Annotated in this window: 15 protein-coding genes and 3 pseudogenes; 11 read left to right on the top strand and 7 right to left on the bottom strand. The window is 36.5% G+C overall.

Features of this window, described 5'->3' with window-relative positions; genetic code table 11:
* The first annotated feature begins 103 nt into the window (after positions 1 to 103).
* From secY to MKP09_RS28830, 4 genes and pseudogenes are all read left to right on the top strand, one after another.
* On the top strand, positions 104 to 1,444 hold the full coding sequence (gene secY, locus MKP09_RS04465; protein WP_240826611.1) for a preprotein translocase subunit SecY: 1,341 nt from the start codon (positions 104 to 106) through the stop codon (positions 1,442 to 1,444).
* 68 nt (positions 1,445 to 1,512) lie between these two features.
* The gene (gene map / locus MKP09_RS04470; protein WP_240826612.1) at positions 1,513 to 2,313 is read left to right on the top strand and encodes a type I methionyl aminopeptidase; all 801 of its coding nucleotides are present in this window, start codon (positions 1,513 to 1,515) and stop codon (positions 2,311 to 2,313) included.
* Positions 2,314 to 2,378: 65 nt separating this feature from the next.
* A complete protein-coding gene (locus MKP09_RS04475; protein ID WP_317235244.1) occupies positions 2,379 to 3,272 on the top strand; it encodes an aminoacetone oxidase family FAD-binding enzyme in 894 nt (297 codons plus the stop codon).
* Positions 3,242 to 3,343, top strand: a pseudogene (locus MKP09_RS28830) (hypothetical protein); the annotation flags it as partial. The gene MKP09_RS04475 and the pseudogene MKP09_RS28830, both read left to right, overlap by 31 nt.
* 14 nt (positions 3,344 to 3,357) lie before the next feature.
* Here the strand turns inward: MKP09_RS28830 and MKP09_RS04480 are convergent.
* The 6 genes and pseudogenes from MKP09_RS04480 to MKP09_RS04510 all read right to left on the bottom strand — a co-directional run bounded on the left by MKP09_RS04480 (position 3,358) and on the right by MKP09_RS04510 (position 10,046).
* Entirely contained in the window at positions 3,358 to 4,752 is a 1,395-nt protein-coding gene (locus MKP09_RS04480) for a PepSY-associated TM helix domain-containing protein (RefSeq protein ID WP_394801003.1), read from the bottom strand.
* Positions 4,753 to 5,224: 472 nt separating this feature from the next.
* A complete protein-coding gene (locus MKP09_RS04485; protein WP_240826613.1) occupies positions 5,225 to 5,839 on the bottom strand; it encodes an alpha/beta hydrolase in 615 nt (204 codons plus the stop codon).
* 57 nt (positions 5,840 to 5,896) lie between these two features.
* Positions 5,897 to 8,218, bottom strand: coding sequence for a TonB-dependent receptor (locus MKP09_RS04490; protein WP_240826614.1), 2,322 nt, complete (start codon positions 8,216 to 8,218; stop codon positions 5,897 to 5,899).
* A gap of 331 nt (positions 8,219 to 8,549) precedes the next feature.
* Positions 8,550 to 9,217: pseudogene (locus tag MKP09_RS27860) on the bottom strand (endonuclease V).
* A 13-nt stretch (positions 9,218 to 9,230) separates the two neighbouring features.
* The gene (locus MKP09_RS04505; protein WP_240826616.1) at positions 9,231 to 9,770 is read right to left on the bottom strand and encodes a lipocalin family protein; all 540 of its coding nucleotides are present in this window, start codon (positions 9,768 to 9,770) and stop codon (positions 9,231 to 9,233) included.
* Positions 9,771 to 9,854: 84 nt separating this feature from the next.
* A complete protein-coding gene (locus MKP09_RS04510) occupies positions 9,855 to 10,046 on the bottom strand; it encodes a hypothetical protein (protein ID WP_240826617.1) in 192 nt (63 codons plus the stop codon).
* A 315-nt stretch (positions 10,047 to 10,361) separates the two neighbouring features.
* On the opposite strand from MKP09_RS04510, the gene MKP09_RS04515 reads away from it, so the two are divergent.
* The 4 genes and pseudogenes from MKP09_RS04515 (at position 10,362) to MKP09_RS04530 (ending at position 12,973) form a co-directional block, all read left to right on the top strand.
* The gene (locus MKP09_RS04515; protein WP_240826618.1) at positions 10,362 to 10,871 is read left to right on the top strand and encodes a pyridoxamine 5'-phosphate oxidase family protein; all 510 of its coding nucleotides are present in this window, start codon (positions 10,362 to 10,364) and stop codon (positions 10,869 to 10,871) included.
* An 82-nt stretch (positions 10,872 to 10,953) separates the two neighbouring features.
* Positions 10,954 to 11,694: a putative DNA modification/repair radical SAM protein gene (locus MKP09_RS04520; protein ID WP_240826619.1), complete on the top strand. Its 741-nt coding sequence runs from the start codon at positions 10,954 to 10,956 to the stop codon at positions 11,692 to 11,694.
* Positions 11,695 to 11,774: 80 nt separating this feature from the next.
* Positions 11,775 to 12,206: a helix-hairpin-helix domain-containing protein gene (locus MKP09_RS04525; RefSeq protein WP_240826620.1), complete on the top strand. Its 432-nt coding sequence runs from the start codon at positions 11,775 to 11,777 to the stop codon at positions 12,204 to 12,206.
* Positions 12,207 to 12,248: 42 nt separating this feature from the next.
* Positions 12,249 to 12,973: pseudogene (locus MKP09_RS04530) on the top strand (TIGR03915 family putative DNA repair protein).
* Here the strand turns inward: MKP09_RS04530 and MKP09_RS04535 are convergent.
* Positions 12,974 to 13,483, bottom strand: a complete 510-nt coding sequence (locus tag MKP09_RS04535) for a DinB family protein (protein WP_240826621.1) — start codon at positions 13,481 to 13,483, stop codon at positions 12,974 to 12,976.
* Between the two features lie 83 nt (positions 13,484 to 13,566).
* On the opposite strand from MKP09_RS04535, the gene MKP09_RS25410 reads away from it, so the two are divergent.
* The 3 genes from MKP09_RS25410 (at position 13,567) to MKP09_RS04545 (ending at position 15,476) form a co-directional block, all read left to right on the top strand.
* The gene (locus MKP09_RS25410; protein ID WP_262915114.1) at positions 13,567 to 13,839 is read left to right on the top strand and encodes a universal stress protein; all 273 of its coding nucleotides are present in this window, start codon (positions 13,567 to 13,569) and stop codon (positions 13,837 to 13,839) included.
* 20 nt (positions 13,840 to 13,859) lie between these two features.
* Positions 13,860 to 14,033, top strand: a complete 174-nt coding sequence (locus tag MKP09_RS25415) for a universal stress protein (protein WP_262915115.1) — start codon at positions 13,860 to 13,862, stop codon at positions 14,031 to 14,033.
* Positions 14,034 to 14,138: 105 nt separating this feature from the next.
* Positions 14,139 to 15,476 carry an arylsulfatase gene (locus MKP09_RS04545; protein ID WP_317235246.1) on the top strand — a complete coding sequence of 446 codons (1,338 nt, stop codon included), beginning with the start codon at positions 14,139 to 14,141 and terminating at the stop codon, positions 15,474 to 15,476.
* Positions 15,477 to 15,540: the final 64 nt, after the last annotated feature.

The following is a 15,540-nucleotide window of genomic DNA, read 5'->3' on the forward strand; positions in this document are numbered from 1 at the left end:
ACCAGAGTGCGTCATTTACTTTTGACGATTGTTTAATTAAGAAGAAACTTCTTCGAAGTTCCTCTTGATAAAAAATTAGTAAAAAATATTCAAGAGAAAACAGGTGAAAAAATTCATAAAAACATTAAAGAATATCTGGAGCATTGAAGAGTTGAGGAGTAAAATCCTTTTTACTTTAATGCTTGTCGCCGTTTACAGGATCGGTGCTCATATCACTCTTCCCGGTATTAATCCTATTGCCTTAGAACAGTTAAGCAAATCGCAAACGCAAAATGGTATTCTTGATCTGATCAATACTTTTGCTGGTGGTGCATTTAACATGGCTTCCATTTTCGCGTTAGGTATTATGCCTTATATTACTGCTTCTATTTTTGTGCAGCTAATGACGGTGTTAGTTCCTTCCTTCCAAAAAATGCAAAAAGAAGGTGAAAGCGGTCGCAAAAAAATCAATCAGATAACACGCTATATCACAATAATTGTAACCTTTGTTCAGGCATTTGCTTATGTTGCATACTTGCAACAGACCTCCGGTCCGGCAATTGATCCAGCTTACGGTGCGGCCTACTTCACTTTAACAACAGTGATCGTTTTAACGGCAGGAACTATGTTTGTAATGTGGTTGGGTGAAAAAATTACCGACAAAGGGTTGGGTAATGGTGTTTCGTTATTGATCATGATTGGTATCCTTGCACGTTTGCCACAATCATTTGCCCAGGAGCTGGCATATCGTTCTGAACGTTCAGGTAACATCCTCATATTTATTATAGAGATCGCCTTATATATTGCCATTAACATGGGATGTATATTATTGATCCAGGCTGTAAGAAAGGTTCCTGTGAATTATGCTAAGCAGATAGTAGGCAACAGGCAGTTTGGCGGAGCACGCCAGTTTTTACCATTAAAGGTGAACAGTGCAGGTGTAATGCCTATCATCTTTGCTCAGGCAATTTTGTTTGTTCCAACTTTGTTTACTTTAGGTAGCAATGGCGGTGCTTTAGGTAAAATGTTTACTGATCATACGAATGGTTGGTATATGCTTATTTATTCAGTTGTGGTAATCGGATTTACGTTTTTATATACCGCTTTGATATTTAATCCAAAGCAAATATCTGACAACCTGAAACAGAATAATGGCTTTATTCCAGGCGTAAAACCAGGCCAGCCAACTACTGATTATATTGGTACTATAATGGACAGGATCACGTTCCCCGGAGCTGTGTTACTTGCTTTTGTTGGTATTTTGCCCGGTATCATTCAATTATTATTTGGTATGACACAAGGTTTTGCTATGTTCTTCGGAGGTACTTCTTTGTTGATCATGGTTGGTGTAATTTTAGATACATTGCAACAAATCGAAACCCAGTTGATGATGCGTCAGTACGATGGATTAATGAATAGCGGACGGATTCAGGGAAGACAATCTGCTTCAGCTGTTCAGATTTAAAATATATTTTATTTTTAGAAAGTAAACCCGGTAAAAAATGCCGGGTTTTTTTATGAAATTTGCAGGCTATGACTATTATTAAGACAGATGAGCAGATTGAGTTAATGCGTAAAAGCGCTTTACTGGTAAGTAGTACATTAAGTGAAGTTGCTAAAATATTAAAACCAGGAATGACCACATTGTTCCTTGATGAATTTATTGGCAATTATATTAAAGACAACAATGGAATTCCATCTTTTTTAAATTATCACGGTTATCCTTTCAATTCATGCATTTCGGTAAATGATGTTGTAGTACATGGGTTTCCTAATAATAACGAACTTAAAAGCGGTGATATAATTTCTATTGATGTTGGAGTTATTTTAAACAAGTGGCATGGAGATCATGCTTATACTTTTGTACTTGGTGAGGCCGAAGATGATGTGCAGCAATTAGTTCGGATTACAAAGCAATCGCTTTATAAAGGCATAGAGAAAGCAGTGACGGGAAATCGTATTGGTGATATTGCGTTTGCCATTCAGGAACATACTGAAATTAAAAATGGCTATGGCGTAGTGCGTGAACTTGTAGGACATGGGTTGGGACAAAGCCTTCACGAAGATCCGCAAGTACCTAATTATGGAAAGCGTGGCAGTGGCCCTAAGCTTAAAGAAAGAATTGTAATAGCTATTGAGCCAATGATAAATATGGGCTCTAAAAATGTATTCACCGAAAAAGATGGATGGACAGTTAGAACAAAAGATGGTAAACCTTCCGTTCATTTTGAGCACGATGTATGTGTAAGAAAAGACAAGGCCGATATTCTTTCTGATTATACGCCAATTGAAGAAGCTGAAAAAAATAATGCTAATCTTTTTGTTTGTGAATAGATGATAAACGATCACTTGTAACTCTTATCTAAATTTCAGATCATTAAAAAAAGACGCTCATAGTAATAGGAGGCGGTGCCGCAGGTTTTTTCTGTGCGGTCAACGCTGCAAGATTAAATACTGAGCTTAAAGTTATAATACTTGAAAGGTCAAATAAATTATTAAGCAAGGTGAAAGTGAGTGGCGGTGGGCGTTGTAACCTTACGCATGCTTGTTTTGATATAGTAGAAATGAGTAAACGTTATCCGCGCGGAACTCATTTTGTAAAGAAAACTTTTCATCAATTTTTTACGAAAGACACGATTGAATGGTTTAAAGAGCGAGGTGTGGAAACAAAAGCAGAAGCTGATGGAAGGATGTTTCCGGTAACCAATTCTTCTCAAACCATTATTGATTGCCTGTTGCGTGAAGTGGATCAATATAATGTTCAGATCAACATGCAATGTGAGGTAAAAGAAATTTGTAGCGAAGCTGATATGTTTGTATTGCAAACATCCACCAATCAAAAACTAACAGCAGATTATATATGTATTGCTACCGGCGGTTTTCCTAAAGCAACTATGTTCGAATGGTTAAAGAATACAGGCCATACCATTTCCGCTCCGGTTCCATCACTGTTTACATTCAATCTTCCAAAACACCCAATCACACAATTGATGGGTGTAAGCGTAGCAGATGCAATGGTGAAAATTGCAGGAATCAAACTGCAACAACGAGGACCTGTTCTTATTACGCATTGGGGATTAAGCGGCCCGGCAACATTAAAGCTAAGTGCCTATGCTGCAATAGAATTAGCTGATAAAAACTGGCAGTTTGATATATTGATCAACTGGCTCCCGGAATACAATGAGCATAGCTTGAAAGAATTTTTTTACAACTTCGTAATGAAAGCGGTGCTCAATTGCTGCATCATAAAAACCCTTTTGGTTTGCCACAGCGGCTTTGGGAATTCTTTTTAAAAGAATGCAGCGTGCCTGAAACCTGCCGCCGTGCTGACTTACAGGCGAAGCCTCAAAATGAACTCATTAAGAAGTTAACGGCGTATCAGTTTTCAGTAAAAGGAAAAACAACTTTTAAAGAAGAGTTTGTTACAGCTGGTGGAATTACTTTAAGCGAGATTAATTCGAATACGATGATGAGTAAAATAGTACCTAATCTTTTTTTGCCGGCGAAGTGATTGATGTAGATGGTATCACCGGAGGCTACAATTTTCAGAATGCCTGGACTACTGGCTGGATCGCCGCTAACACAATAAGCGCACAGCCATCTGAAAAAAATTAGGTAGAAACTATTGTTGCTTGTGAGGCTACTTTTTTCTTTTTTATTTCTTCTACCCCACCAAATCAGAAAACCAGTAATTGGTAAGGAAGTGGCTACAACTCCCGCAAGAAATGTAGAAGTTTTGCCAATCCATCCCCACCATTGTCCCATGTGTAATTGCCAGATAATATTCTCTGTTTTTTCGTGTTTGATATATTTAGGGTCAATGTTTAGTTTTTCTCCGGTATAACGATCATAAATTGTAATATCAGCTTTTTCAATACTCTTTAATCCTACATTGCCAGATGTAAATATAAATGCTCCGAGCTTTTGCTGATCAAAATTCCATATACTTACGGATTCCTTTTGGGGCTCGTTGCTCAAAACTTTATAGGCAAAGGCTACAGCGTCTTTTGATTCTTTAGTAGTATCTATCACTGGTAGCGCTTCTTTCATTTCGGCTATTTGGGCACCTGAGGTTTTTATAGTAAAATCCATAAAGCCGGGAAATGCGATCATCAATCCTGTTAATCCTAAAACAAGACAAATGATCAGCGAATAAAATCCGTAAACATTATGCAGATCGTAGTTAAACCTTTTAAACCTTGCTTTCCATTTAATGGTAAAGCTGGCCTGGCGCGTAGCTTTGTTCCATTTTTTAGGCCACCACAAAACCAGGCCCGTTATACAACTGATTACAAAAATAATAGTGGAAATGGCTACGATCCAATGCCCAATTGGCCCAGCTAGCAATTCGGCATGCAAATGAGCAGTTGTAAAAAAGAAATAAATACTGTTGTCCTTTTTCAGAATTTTGCCTGTATAAGGATCCATGTATATCATCGAAAGCATCAGCGGCTTGGCACTAAAGGCACGTAACCTAATACTTCTTGCCGGGTCTTTAAAAAATACATATTCAGAAACCGTATATCCAGGATAAGACTTTTTGAGATTTTTGGTAATCTGTTGTACTGTAATTTTTTCAGTGGTTTGTGGTTTTACATATTTTGCATCTCCCGCTGTGAAGTCCATTATTTCATCACCATATACAATGACAGTTCCCGTCAGGCAAACAAATACTAATATTAGTCCTGATACAATGCTGGGCCAAAGGTGTATCCATGCAATGATGCGATTCAATAGATTGTCTTTTTTCTTTTTGCCGATTACAGTAGCCATGTATAGTTTTAAGAGAAGTATTTCCAAAAAATGATTATAATTTCGCAGGAGCTGTTTTGGGATATAGAGATTGATACTGTTTTAATATTTCTTGCGCTTCTTCCTTTTTATTTTGTTGATTAAAATAGTTTACAATAAAGTCCAGCATTGGTTCTCCCGGATTAAATCGACAATTCACTTTTTCTGAAAAATCTTTATAGTGATCCGGTAATAAGTTCTTATGATCTTTTACCTTTTTAAAGTCGATCCAAAAGCCTTCGAAAATGTATTTGAGTCCATCAAAAGTGGCTGGCAGCGCTATTGTGCCGTGATCTTCGTTTTCATAATACGCATATTTAAAAGCAAGTGATGCATTGTTGATTGAATCAACAATATGCCTGAAAATTTTGATGTCTTCAAAGTGTGCATCGAAAGCACCTTTATCTTCGTTGGTCGCCTGGGAAATAAAAACACGTCTTTTTCAAAATTAGTATTAGGTAAAATTCGTTTCAATTCTTTTTAATGTGTATTCATTGTCCCACCAATAACTGGGATCATGTATAATGTATGCATTGAACATTTCCGGATGATGCAATAAAACATTAGTTACAGCCAGGCCACCGAAAGAATGTCCTGCTATGATTTTAAAAGTATTTGTTCGGTAGTTGCTGTCAATATGCGATATCAGTTCCTTAGAAATAAAATTGGTAAAATTTTCGTTGCCGCCGCTTTTTTCGAATAGTATTTTGGTCGAATCATCGGGAGATTTGGCGGAAGACTTCGTGGGTGTCAGATCTCTTGTTCGATTAGTATTATGAACCGCCACAATAATCATTTCTGGAATATGGGCATACACACCTTTGCTTAAGAACTTTACAATGCTGTTCATATAATCAAAAGACATTTCCCCATCCAGCACATAAAAAACAGGATAGTTTACAGGAGTATATTTTTTGTTATAATAGCTTTGAGGGAGACTTATAGTATAAGTTCTTTCCTCTTTTAATATTGTTGAATAAATAGGGTGCGTTACACCTGATACAACAGAGTCTTGCGCTACACACAATATATTTACAACAAGCGAAAAAAATAGTAATATTGATTTCATCTTTTTATAAAAAAAATGTTGGGTAATTACTACCCCACATCGTAAAAAGCTTAAGATTTAAAACTTATAAGTAAAGTTTGCAACAAGCTGGCGCAGCGGCATTGGTGTTGCCCAGAAATCAGATGTCCAGTATTTTTTATTTGTTGCATTGTTAAGTTTTAAACCAACTCTTACTTTAGAATGCTCATAAAATATAGATCCATCAATAGTTGTAAACTCATCAATGATAGTTAGGTTGGCATCATCGAAGAATGATTTGTCCTGGTAGTTTCCACCAATACCCAATCCAATTCCTTTGAGAGATCCACTGGTAATTCTGTAACTTAACCATGCATTGCCTACATTTAATGGTGTCGCATAAGGTCTTTTACCTTCTACTGATGCATCAGCTTTAGTATAACGGCTGTCATTGTAACCATAACCCAAGATTAGGTTAAGGCCATTTACAGGGTTTGCGATCAAATCAAATTCAACGCCTTTGCTTTGCCTTGTTCCATCCTGGATGGAAAAGTTTGCATCGGTAGGGTCGCGACGTACTACATTGTCAACAGTTATGTCGTAGTAGCTTACTGTACCGTTTAGCTTACCATGCAGAAGTTCAAATTTCACACCGCCTTCAAATTGATTGGCATATTCGGGTTCAAATTGTTCAAGGTCAGGTTGGCTGGTTTTCGTTACCGCTGGGGCTTTGTTGGTATAGCCATTCATATAGTTAGCAAATAATGAAACTTTCTTAGGCAGCACCTGATAAACTAAACCAAGTTTTGGAGATATGGCACTCTGTTTATAATTACTAACTTCATCTTCATAGTTGCTATATCTAAAACTCAACATCGCTAAGAAATTGTCCGTGAAGTTAATTACATCCGAAGCATAGGCAGCTATAGTTTTATAGCTTCTATTTGCAGCCAAAAAGGGAGAAAGGCCTGCGATTGTTTGATTATACTTATCCATATTAATAATAGGTACTGCAGGGGTATTAATCTCTCCGTTTATTTTAACCTTGTCATAAACAAACCTCCATCTCGTATCATTGGTAGCCAAATAAGTATATTCAGCGCCTACTAAAAGCTTATTTTTAAACGAACCAATATTGAAGTTGCCTATAAAGTTTTGCTGAAACTGGCTCGTATTAAAAATGCTGTTAATCTTCATCGGCTGCCTTGTTAAACTATCGGCAGTATTATTAAACAGTAAGAATAAATAGTTCGCCTTATTGTCTGTATAAGAAGTCGAAAGGTAAGTTTCCGATAGCCAATTTTGTGAAATAGTATAAGTCGCTTTAGCAAATACATTAGTAGATTTTTGCTCACTTCTTAAGTCATTGCTTGTGTAAGATCTTTTAAAATCCCAACCGGCCTGCTTGTAATTAGGTGTTAATTGTACGTAAGTTGAATTAAGATTATAATTGAAATGCTCAAGTTCAAAATCAAGTTTTAATCGAGGCGTAGCATAAAAAGTAAGCGAAGGCGCTACTACAAAAGAATTACTTCTTCCGTAATCCTGCCATGTTTTCTGATTGTCTAAGGCAGCGTTAACTCTGAATAATAAATTTTTATCAGCAGTAAGAGGCGTGTTGATGTCAACCGTGGCCCGGCTTAAAGACCAGTTGCCCATTGTATAGCTTGCTTCGCCTTTAAAGTAATTGAATGGTTTTTTTGTTACGCGGTTGATAAGACCACCATAAGAAACCAGAGTAGATCCAAATAATGTAGCTGACGGGCCTTTAATAACTTCAATTCTTTCCAGATTTACCGGATCACTCATTGTTACCCAATTTGTATTCATACCATTTCTGATAGTTCCCGCATTGCCCGAGAAGCCACGCATACGAACACTTAACCCAACACCTCCAGAACCCAGACTTTGCGTTACATTGTTTACACCAGGTGCATTCATCAATGCTATCCGGTAGTCGGTAGCAATCTGTTCTGCAAACAATTCTTTAGGAATAACAGAATACACCTGCGGATTTTCCAGATTTGTTAGTGGCATGCGGGCCACATAGTCACTTTCTTTTTCCGCAAATTTTTTAATGCTGCTGCTTACTCGCACTTCATCTAGTTCTATGGCTGTTTTGTCAAGTATGAAATCAAGTTTATTATCTCCGTCTTCTATTTGTATCTCTTGTTCCTGGCTCTTTACACCAATTGCTGATACCACAACTTTATATATTCCTGTCTTGATATTACTAATTGCATAAAAACCTTCATCATTTGTTACCGTTGCAATAAGCGTTTTATTAATTTTTATAGTTGCTCCAGCAACTGATTTGTTATCGGAAGAAGAAACATTTCCAGATAACTTTCCGTTTTGTCCATATACACAAATGCAAGTAAAAGTTAAAAGAATAAAAATAAATTGTTTTAGATAGCTCATTGTTAGAATAGTTATTTGAGCCGCGAAATTAAGTGACGTATAATGCAGCAGTTTTCGAGATGCGAAAAACTATTTACGAGATGCGGAAATATTTATGCTTCCCATTTTATAAAAATCGTTAACATATTTCATCGGAGTTTGGCACGGCTTTGGTTTTGTATATATAGAAGTAAGAAGCTTACGATATGACAAAAGATACGATGGATTATTGGCTGATAAAGCTGAGAAGTCATAAAATCATAAAACGCTAACCTACTAAAAAACAAAGAGACCCGGTATGTTGCCGGGTTTTTTATTTACAGTAGTTTCAAATCATTAGTAGATTTCGCTGCTATTCTTGTTTCATTAACCAGATTATGTGCAAGTCTTGTAGGCTCAGGAATGCGATACTTGCCTGCACATTTTTTATGATATCTACACTTTGTGAAATAGTTATTTTGTGACCTGGCGAAATAAAAACAGGTTTGCAATTTAATTTTGTTTTTAAAACAACACCAATCTGTTCCTGCTTATCCATAAGCACACTTTCTGCGAATAATTTATTATCAGGCTCTGTGTAAGTTCCGGTTAATCTAGATTTAGCGCAACCGATGGATGGGACATCCGTAAGTAATCCAAAATGTGTGGCAATGCCCATGCGGCGCCCATGTGCAATTCCCTGGCCATCTAATACCAGTAAATCGGGTTTTGTAATAATCTTTTCCCATGCTTTTAATAATGCGGGAGTTCCCTAAAAGCCAGAAGGCCGGATATGTAAGGAAATTTTGTTTCGGCAACAATAGAAACTGTTTCTATAGGTATCATCTCCGGATATTTTAAAATTACAATACCTGCATATACTGTATCTTCAAATTTATTAAAAGATATATCTGCACCACCAATTAACTTGATAGGCTTTTTTAAAGGCGTAAGATTTATTTGTTGTCTCAGCTGTTTCTGTAGTATAACTGCATCGGAGGGACTTAGGTGATCATAGTTTTCGGGTTGTACGATTTGCATACACAGTCTTTGTTTAATTTTGTTTGGTCCAAACAAGATCTGAAATATCAAAACCCGCTCTTTTCGCTACTGCAAGATATTTATCTTTTATTGGTTCGGGCATCGTTTTATCCCGTGATAATAACCACAAGTATTTCCGGTTCTTTCCGCATACTAATGCATACTGATAATTTTCATCAATGGCAATTACATTATAACCTGCATAGAATGGTCCGAAGAATGAAACCTTCAGCATAGCAACGTCTTCGTCACCTACGAATTTGGCCTTGCCTATTGATTGTTTTCGCTTATATTTTTTAAAATCGTAACCTGAATTAATTACTTTAATAGATCCATCATCATTTAATAAATATTCGGCCGTTACATGACTCATGTTTTTTTCAAACCTAAAATCGAAACGTGCTATTTCATACCATTTTCCCAAATATCGCTCTTGCTGAAAATTGCTAATGGCTGTAATGCCTTTTGGAATGTTTCTACCTGTATTTGCATAAATAAAAATGCCGGTGGCTACAATAATGCCAGCTCCAATAAATACATATTTTTTCTTCATTTATTTGTGTTTAACGTAATGAATACAAAGCAATATTTGAGCCGAAGTTGGATGTGCTGTTTATAGGAAACGATTCATGCACTGCTAATATAAATTTCTATAGATGTTTTTTTTGTTAACCTCAAATTCTTCCAGTGCTTTTTGTCGGGCATCCAATTTTTCTGATGCTGTGAGTTTTGCATCACTATTTATTTCTTTTATAAGAAGTAAATATTTTGTTTTTAAATTTTTTATATAATCTGTTAAGCCTCCAGCATGTATTTGAAGTTTTGTCATGTTGCTTGTGTTTTTCTGGTGCTATACTATCTGCTTAAAATTAAGGAAAAAATTGAAGTCTGTTTCCGGGTGTCTTTGCTGTAGAGGAAGAAAGCGACTAAAAACATCAATGTACGTGAATGATACTGGTTTGTTGTGGATTTAAAAGTAAAGACGTTTATCTTTTATTTGACCCAGAATCAAGCCGGAAATAATGCTAAAAATATTAGTAATATTTAGTATTTTTGAATTTGTATGATGGGTGATAATTTTTTTAAACATAAATTTTTTGGCGCGCTTTATGCATTTGTGGTAAAAACGATTAAAATTAAATTTATGTCTACAGAAAATCTAAACCACCAGGAAGCCGCAAAAAAGTTAAAAGAATTATCTGAAAAAGCCCGAATATGTATGTTTTGCACACAGATGGATGAACTACCTATTACCGCCAGGCCCATGACGCTGCAGGAGTGTGATGAAGATGGAAATCTTTGGTTTATTAGCAGTGCTGATAGCAACAAAAATTTTGAAATTGGCGACGACAAAAAGGTGCAGTTATTTTTTATGAATAATAGTGATCATGAGTATCTCTCAGTTTTCGGTGAAGCATTTATTTATACAGATAAAGAAACGATCGAAGAAAGATGGTCGCCTTTGGCCAAAGCCTGGTTTGAAGAAGGTAAGGATGATCCGAATGTAACAATTATCAGGGTTGCTCCAGGTGATACTTATTATTGGGATACAAAAACCGGTAAAATAGTATCGTTAGCTACATTCGCATGGTCTGCTATTACAGGGAATAAAACCGATAATAGTGATGGTGTTGAAGGAAAATTGGATGTATAAGAAAAGGCTTGATTAAAGAGATAGTTATGGGTATCTGCATTTTTGTGGTAAATGGTTCAACCTGTAAATAATATCTCTAAATATGAATGACCGGTTACGTGAAAAGCTAACCATATTAGCTGATGCAGCTAAATATGATGTTAGCTGCAGCAGTAGTGGCAGTAAACGAAAAAATACTAATGGTATTGGTAATGCGTCTAATGGTATTTGTCATACCTATACTGAAGATGGGCGTTGTGTATCGCTACTAAAAATCTTACTCACGAACCATTGCATATATGATTGTGCTTTTTGTGTTTCGAGAAAAAGTAATGATGTAAAGCGAGCTGCCTTCACAGTAGATGAAGTAGTACAGCTGACTATGAATTTTTATAGGCGGAATTATATTGAAGGCCTTTTTTTAAGTTCCGGTATTTTTAAGAATGCCGATTACACAATGGAACGTCTGCTACGCATTGTGAAAAAACTTAGGCTGGATGAGCGATACAATGGATACATTCATCTTAAAACAATTCCAAAAGCAAGCGAAGAACTTATACAGGAAGCGGGATTATATGTAGACAGAATGAGCATTAACCTGGAAATGCCAACTGAAGCTGGTTTAAAAATGGTTGCGCCTGATAAAAGTCATGAAGATGTAAAGAAGCCTCTTTTATTTGTAAATAATCAAATAGGGCAGTACCAGGCAGACAAAAAACTGATCAAAGCAACGCCAACATTTGTACCTGCAGGTCAGAGTACACAAATGGTAGTGGGGGCTACACCCGAAACTGATCAGCAGATTATGCAAACTGCTGATTTTTTTATAAGAAGTTTTCATTAAAGCGCGTTTATTATAGTGGGTTTATACCTATTCCTAATGCCAAGTCTATATTGCCGGCATTTGGGTCTGCACCGCCGTTATTGCGGGAGAATCGTTTGTATCAAAGTGATTGGCTGATGCGTTTCTATGGATTTAATGTTGATGAGTTAGTAAATACAGAACATCCCAACCTTGAAACAGAAATTGATCCTAAATTAAGTTGGGCCTTACGTAACCCGCATTTATTTCCGATAGATATTAATAAAGCCGATTATTACATGATCTTACGTGTGCCAGGTATTGGCAGGCAAAGTGCGCAAAAAATAATTGCTGCCAGAAGGTTTGGTAAACTTTATATCCATCAACTTAAAAACATAGGTGTTGCTTTTAACAGAGCTCAGTATTTTATAACTTGTGCAGATACACGTACTTCTTTGGGTGATCTCCAAATGATTGATATTAGATCATCCATACTGAAATTAGGTCATAGTAAGTACAAGGATTTACATGCCAGTCAATTGAAAATGTTTTAATAATTTTCCATGGATTATATTTTTGATGGAAGCCTTAAAGGCATGCTCACCGCGGTTTTTGATTGTTTTGAAAGGAAAGAATTTCATGCCCGCCTGTATGAAAAGTCTTCGCATCAAAATTCAATATTTGGTATTATTCATCATATACATACTGATGAAAAGTCTGCCAGCCGCGTATGGAAAGGGTTGCGGCAACGATTATCTGCAGACGATGCCAGAAAGATTTATGTCGCATTTCTTTCGGAGGTCAACGAAGCTTATGATAAACTCTTCAGGATTATAATTGATGTTTTTAAAAGTGGTAATGAAATACTGAAAAATTATGGTGATCCTAATGTGCTTTTTGTAAATCAGTTGGCGAAAAAAGTAGACCGGGAAAAGCACCGTATGAAAGCATTTGTACGTTTTCAAAAAAGTAGTGATGGTTTATATTTTTCTATAGTAGAACCAGACTTTAATGTACTTCCGTTGATTGCTAAATTTTTTAAAGATCGCTATGCCGACCAGCAATGGTTGATTTATGATAAAAAAGAAATTATGGAATTTATTATAATGGCGATCTTGTTAATGAAGTAGAATTGAGTATTGCAGAGAACGCGGGCACCGTAGAAAGTTATATTCCTCTGGATGCAGATGAGCCACTATATAGCACTTTATGGCAGGATTATTTTAAAAGTACAAACATAGCTGCCAGAAAAAATACGAAATTGCACGTCCGCCATGTTCCAAAGCGTTATTGGAGATATCTGACTGAGAAAAAGATATAATTAGTTTTTGTGGTTTAATATTCTTACCGTTACTAAAAGCTGGCCTACATGTCTCATAGTGTGTTCTGCAGCATGTGTACAAAGCCCTATTACTGTTGATGGTAATGCAGATCGCCCGACATTTCTTTTATCGGTAAGGTTGATGGTTGAAAATTGCTTAAGCCGTTCCAAAGTGTTATTGATTTGGATCTTGCATTTACTAAGCAATTCTTCTTTTGTTACAGGCTGCACATGTGTTTCTTGTTGCAAATAATCAAGCTGATCTGCGGTGAGTTTTTTTTCTTCTGCATAAGTAAGTAGCCGATCAAGCACTCCGGCAATATGCAACAGATGAAATCCTGGTGATGCGCAGCCGGCTGGTGTTTGCCATAAATACTTGGCATTTAAATTTTCTAAGAGGATTATTATTTCTTCTTCTGCCTGAAGCAATGCATGGCCCACTGGTTGCAGATGTGCTGTGATACCGTTAACATCTTTTCCCCGTAACCAAACTTCTTTTTCTTGTTTCAAAATAGTAGCTTTATGTTAACTAATTTAAGCTTATCTTTTTATCAGATTTAAATATAAGCTTTAGGCTAATAAACAAAAAAACTATGGAAAAGATTATTGCAGCGTTAGATCTACAGGATCAAACCAATTTGGTAGTGGATAAGGCAATTGAAATGGCTGATAAGTTTGGTTCCACTTTGCATTTAATACATGTAATTGCTCCGGTTGGAAGTTATATAGCCGCCAATATGGTTGATCCCTTATCGGGTATTGAAACTGCTGTGCTTCCTAATGAGATGGATCTTATTGATGCGCATAAAAATATAGCGCAAGAGCAGTTAGATAAAATTGTAGCGGAGTTATTACCAAAAAAATAGAATCAAAAATTTTGTTGGGAATGGTAGAAGACGAAGTGATAAATTACGCGCATGAAATAGGTGCGGGTATGATAGTGGTAGGTTCTCATCATCGTAGCGGATTAGCCAGATTACTTAGTGGCGAAACATCAGTGCGCATTTTACACGAAGCGCAGATTCCAATTTTAGTAATACCCACTATTGAAAGCAAATAGCCGAATTATTATGATTGGAAAAAAGTTCTAATAATTTTTTATACATTATTTATCGGAAGTATTTATTCATGTGCAGCTCAAAATAATAAAACACGTCCCAATATTATTTTTATCCTGGCAGATGATCTCGGTGTTGGTGATGTAGGTGTTTATGGACAACAAAAAATAAAAACACCTAATATTGACCAGCTTGCAAATGAAGGGATGAAGTTTGATCAGTTTTACGCCGGAACATCTGTATGTGCTCCGTCCAGGTCTTCTTTGATGACAGGCCAACACACAGGCCACACACCAATTCGAGGAAATAAAGCCACCGAGCCAGAAGGCCAATGGCCTTTGCCAGAAGGCGCTAATACAATCCCGAAGATTTTAAAAAGTGCCGGGTACATAACTGGAGATTTTGGTAAATGGGGGCTTGGTTTTGTTGGCACAACAGGTGATCCAAACAAACAAGGCTTTGATGAATTTTATGGTTACAATTGTCAATCGTTGGCGCATAATTATTTTCCCGATCATTTATGGCACAATGAAAAAAAGATAACCTTACCTAACACGGCTTCAAATCAGGTTGATTATGCTGCACAACTCATTCAAGACAAAGCCCAACAATTTATTCAAACAAATAGCAACAAGCCATTCTTTCTTTTTCTTTCCTATACATTGCCACATGCTGCATTACAGTTGCCTGAAAATGATTCCCTGCTTAATTACTATATAAAAATTTTTGATGAAAAACCAGTTGCTGTTCCTAAGGAGTGGGGCGGTAAAGGTTATCAACCTCAGGCGTATCCCCATGCTGCTTATGCTGCGATGGTTAGCCGGCTTGATTTGTATGTAGGGCAGATTCGAAAGGAAATAGAAAGACAAGGTATAAGTAACAATACGCTTATCATTTTTGCGAGTGATAATGGTCCACATGAAGAAGGAGGAAATGACCCCGCTTTTTTTAATAGCAGTGCAGGATTAAAAGGAATAAAGAGAGATTTGTATGAAGGTGGAATAAGAACACCTTTTATTGCCTGGTGGCCAGGTAAGATAAAAGCAGGTACAAGATCTGATTATGCTGGAGCTTTTTGGGATATGTTACCAACTTTTGCTGAGCTTGCTGGTGCGAAAGTCCCGGGTAATATTGATGGAATTTCAATAGTGCCGGAATTGCTTGGAATTGCTAAACAAAAAAACATGATCATCTGTATTGGGAATTTCACGAGCAAGGCGGTAAAACAAGCTGTGCGACTTGGGGATTGGAAGGGGATAAGATTAGGTGCTATGGAAGACGCCAATGCACCTGTTGAATTATATAACTTAAGAAATGATTCTGCCGAAAAAAATAATGTTGCCAAAGATTATCCTGATATTATTTCCCAAATAATATCTGTTATGAAACAACAACATGTTGAGAATAACGACTTTCCTTTCTTTAAAAATGCATTAAATCCATAATTCATTTAAAAGCGCTGCATTTATAGATTAACATATCAGGACAGTTCAGGATGCTTTAATCATT

Source organism: Paraniabella ginsengisoli (assembly GCF_022513635.1).
GTDB lineage: Bacteria > Bacteroidota > Bacteroidia > Chitinophagales > Chitinophagaceae > Niabella > Niabella ginsengisoli.

Coding starts and splice junctions, on each gene's coding strand:
- MKP09_RS04490 (WP_240826614.1), bottom strand. CDS start 8,218: ATGAGCTATCTAAAACAATTTATTTTTATTCTTTTAACTTTTACTTGC.
- MKP09_RS04485 (WP_240826613.1), bottom strand. CDS start 5,839: ATGAAATCAATATTACTATTTTTTTCGCTTGTTGTAAATATATTGTGT.
- MKP09_RS25415 (WP_262915115.1), top strand. CDS start 13,860: ATGGTAGAAGACGAAGTGATAAATTACGCGCATGAAATAGGTGCGGGT.
- MKP09_RS04505 (WP_240826616.1), bottom strand. CDS start 9,770: ATGAAGAAAAAATATGTATTTATTGGAGCTGGCATTATTGTAGCCACC.
- MKP09_RS04520 (WP_240826619.1), top strand. CDS start 10,954: ATGAATGACCGGTTACGTGAAAAGCTAACCATATTAGCTGATGCAGCT.
- MKP09_RS04510 (WP_240826617.1), bottom strand. CDS start 10,046: ATGACAAAACTTCAAATACATGCTGGAGGCTTAACAGATTATATAAAA.
- MKP09_RS04515 (WP_240826618.1), top strand. CDS start 10,362: ATGTCTACAGAAAATCTAAACCACCAGGAAGCCGCAAAAAAGTTAAAA.
- MKP09_RS25410 (WP_262915114.1), top strand. CDS start 13,567: ATGGAAAAGATTATTGCAGCGTTAGATCTACAGGATCAAACCAATTTG.
- map (WP_240826612.1), top strand. CDS start 1,513: ATGACTATTATTAAGACAGATGAGCAGATTGAGTTAATGCGTAAAAGC.
- MKP09_RS04480 (WP_394801003.1), bottom strand. CDS start 4,752: ATGGCTACTGTAATCGGCAAAAAGAAAAAAGACAATCTATTGAATCGC.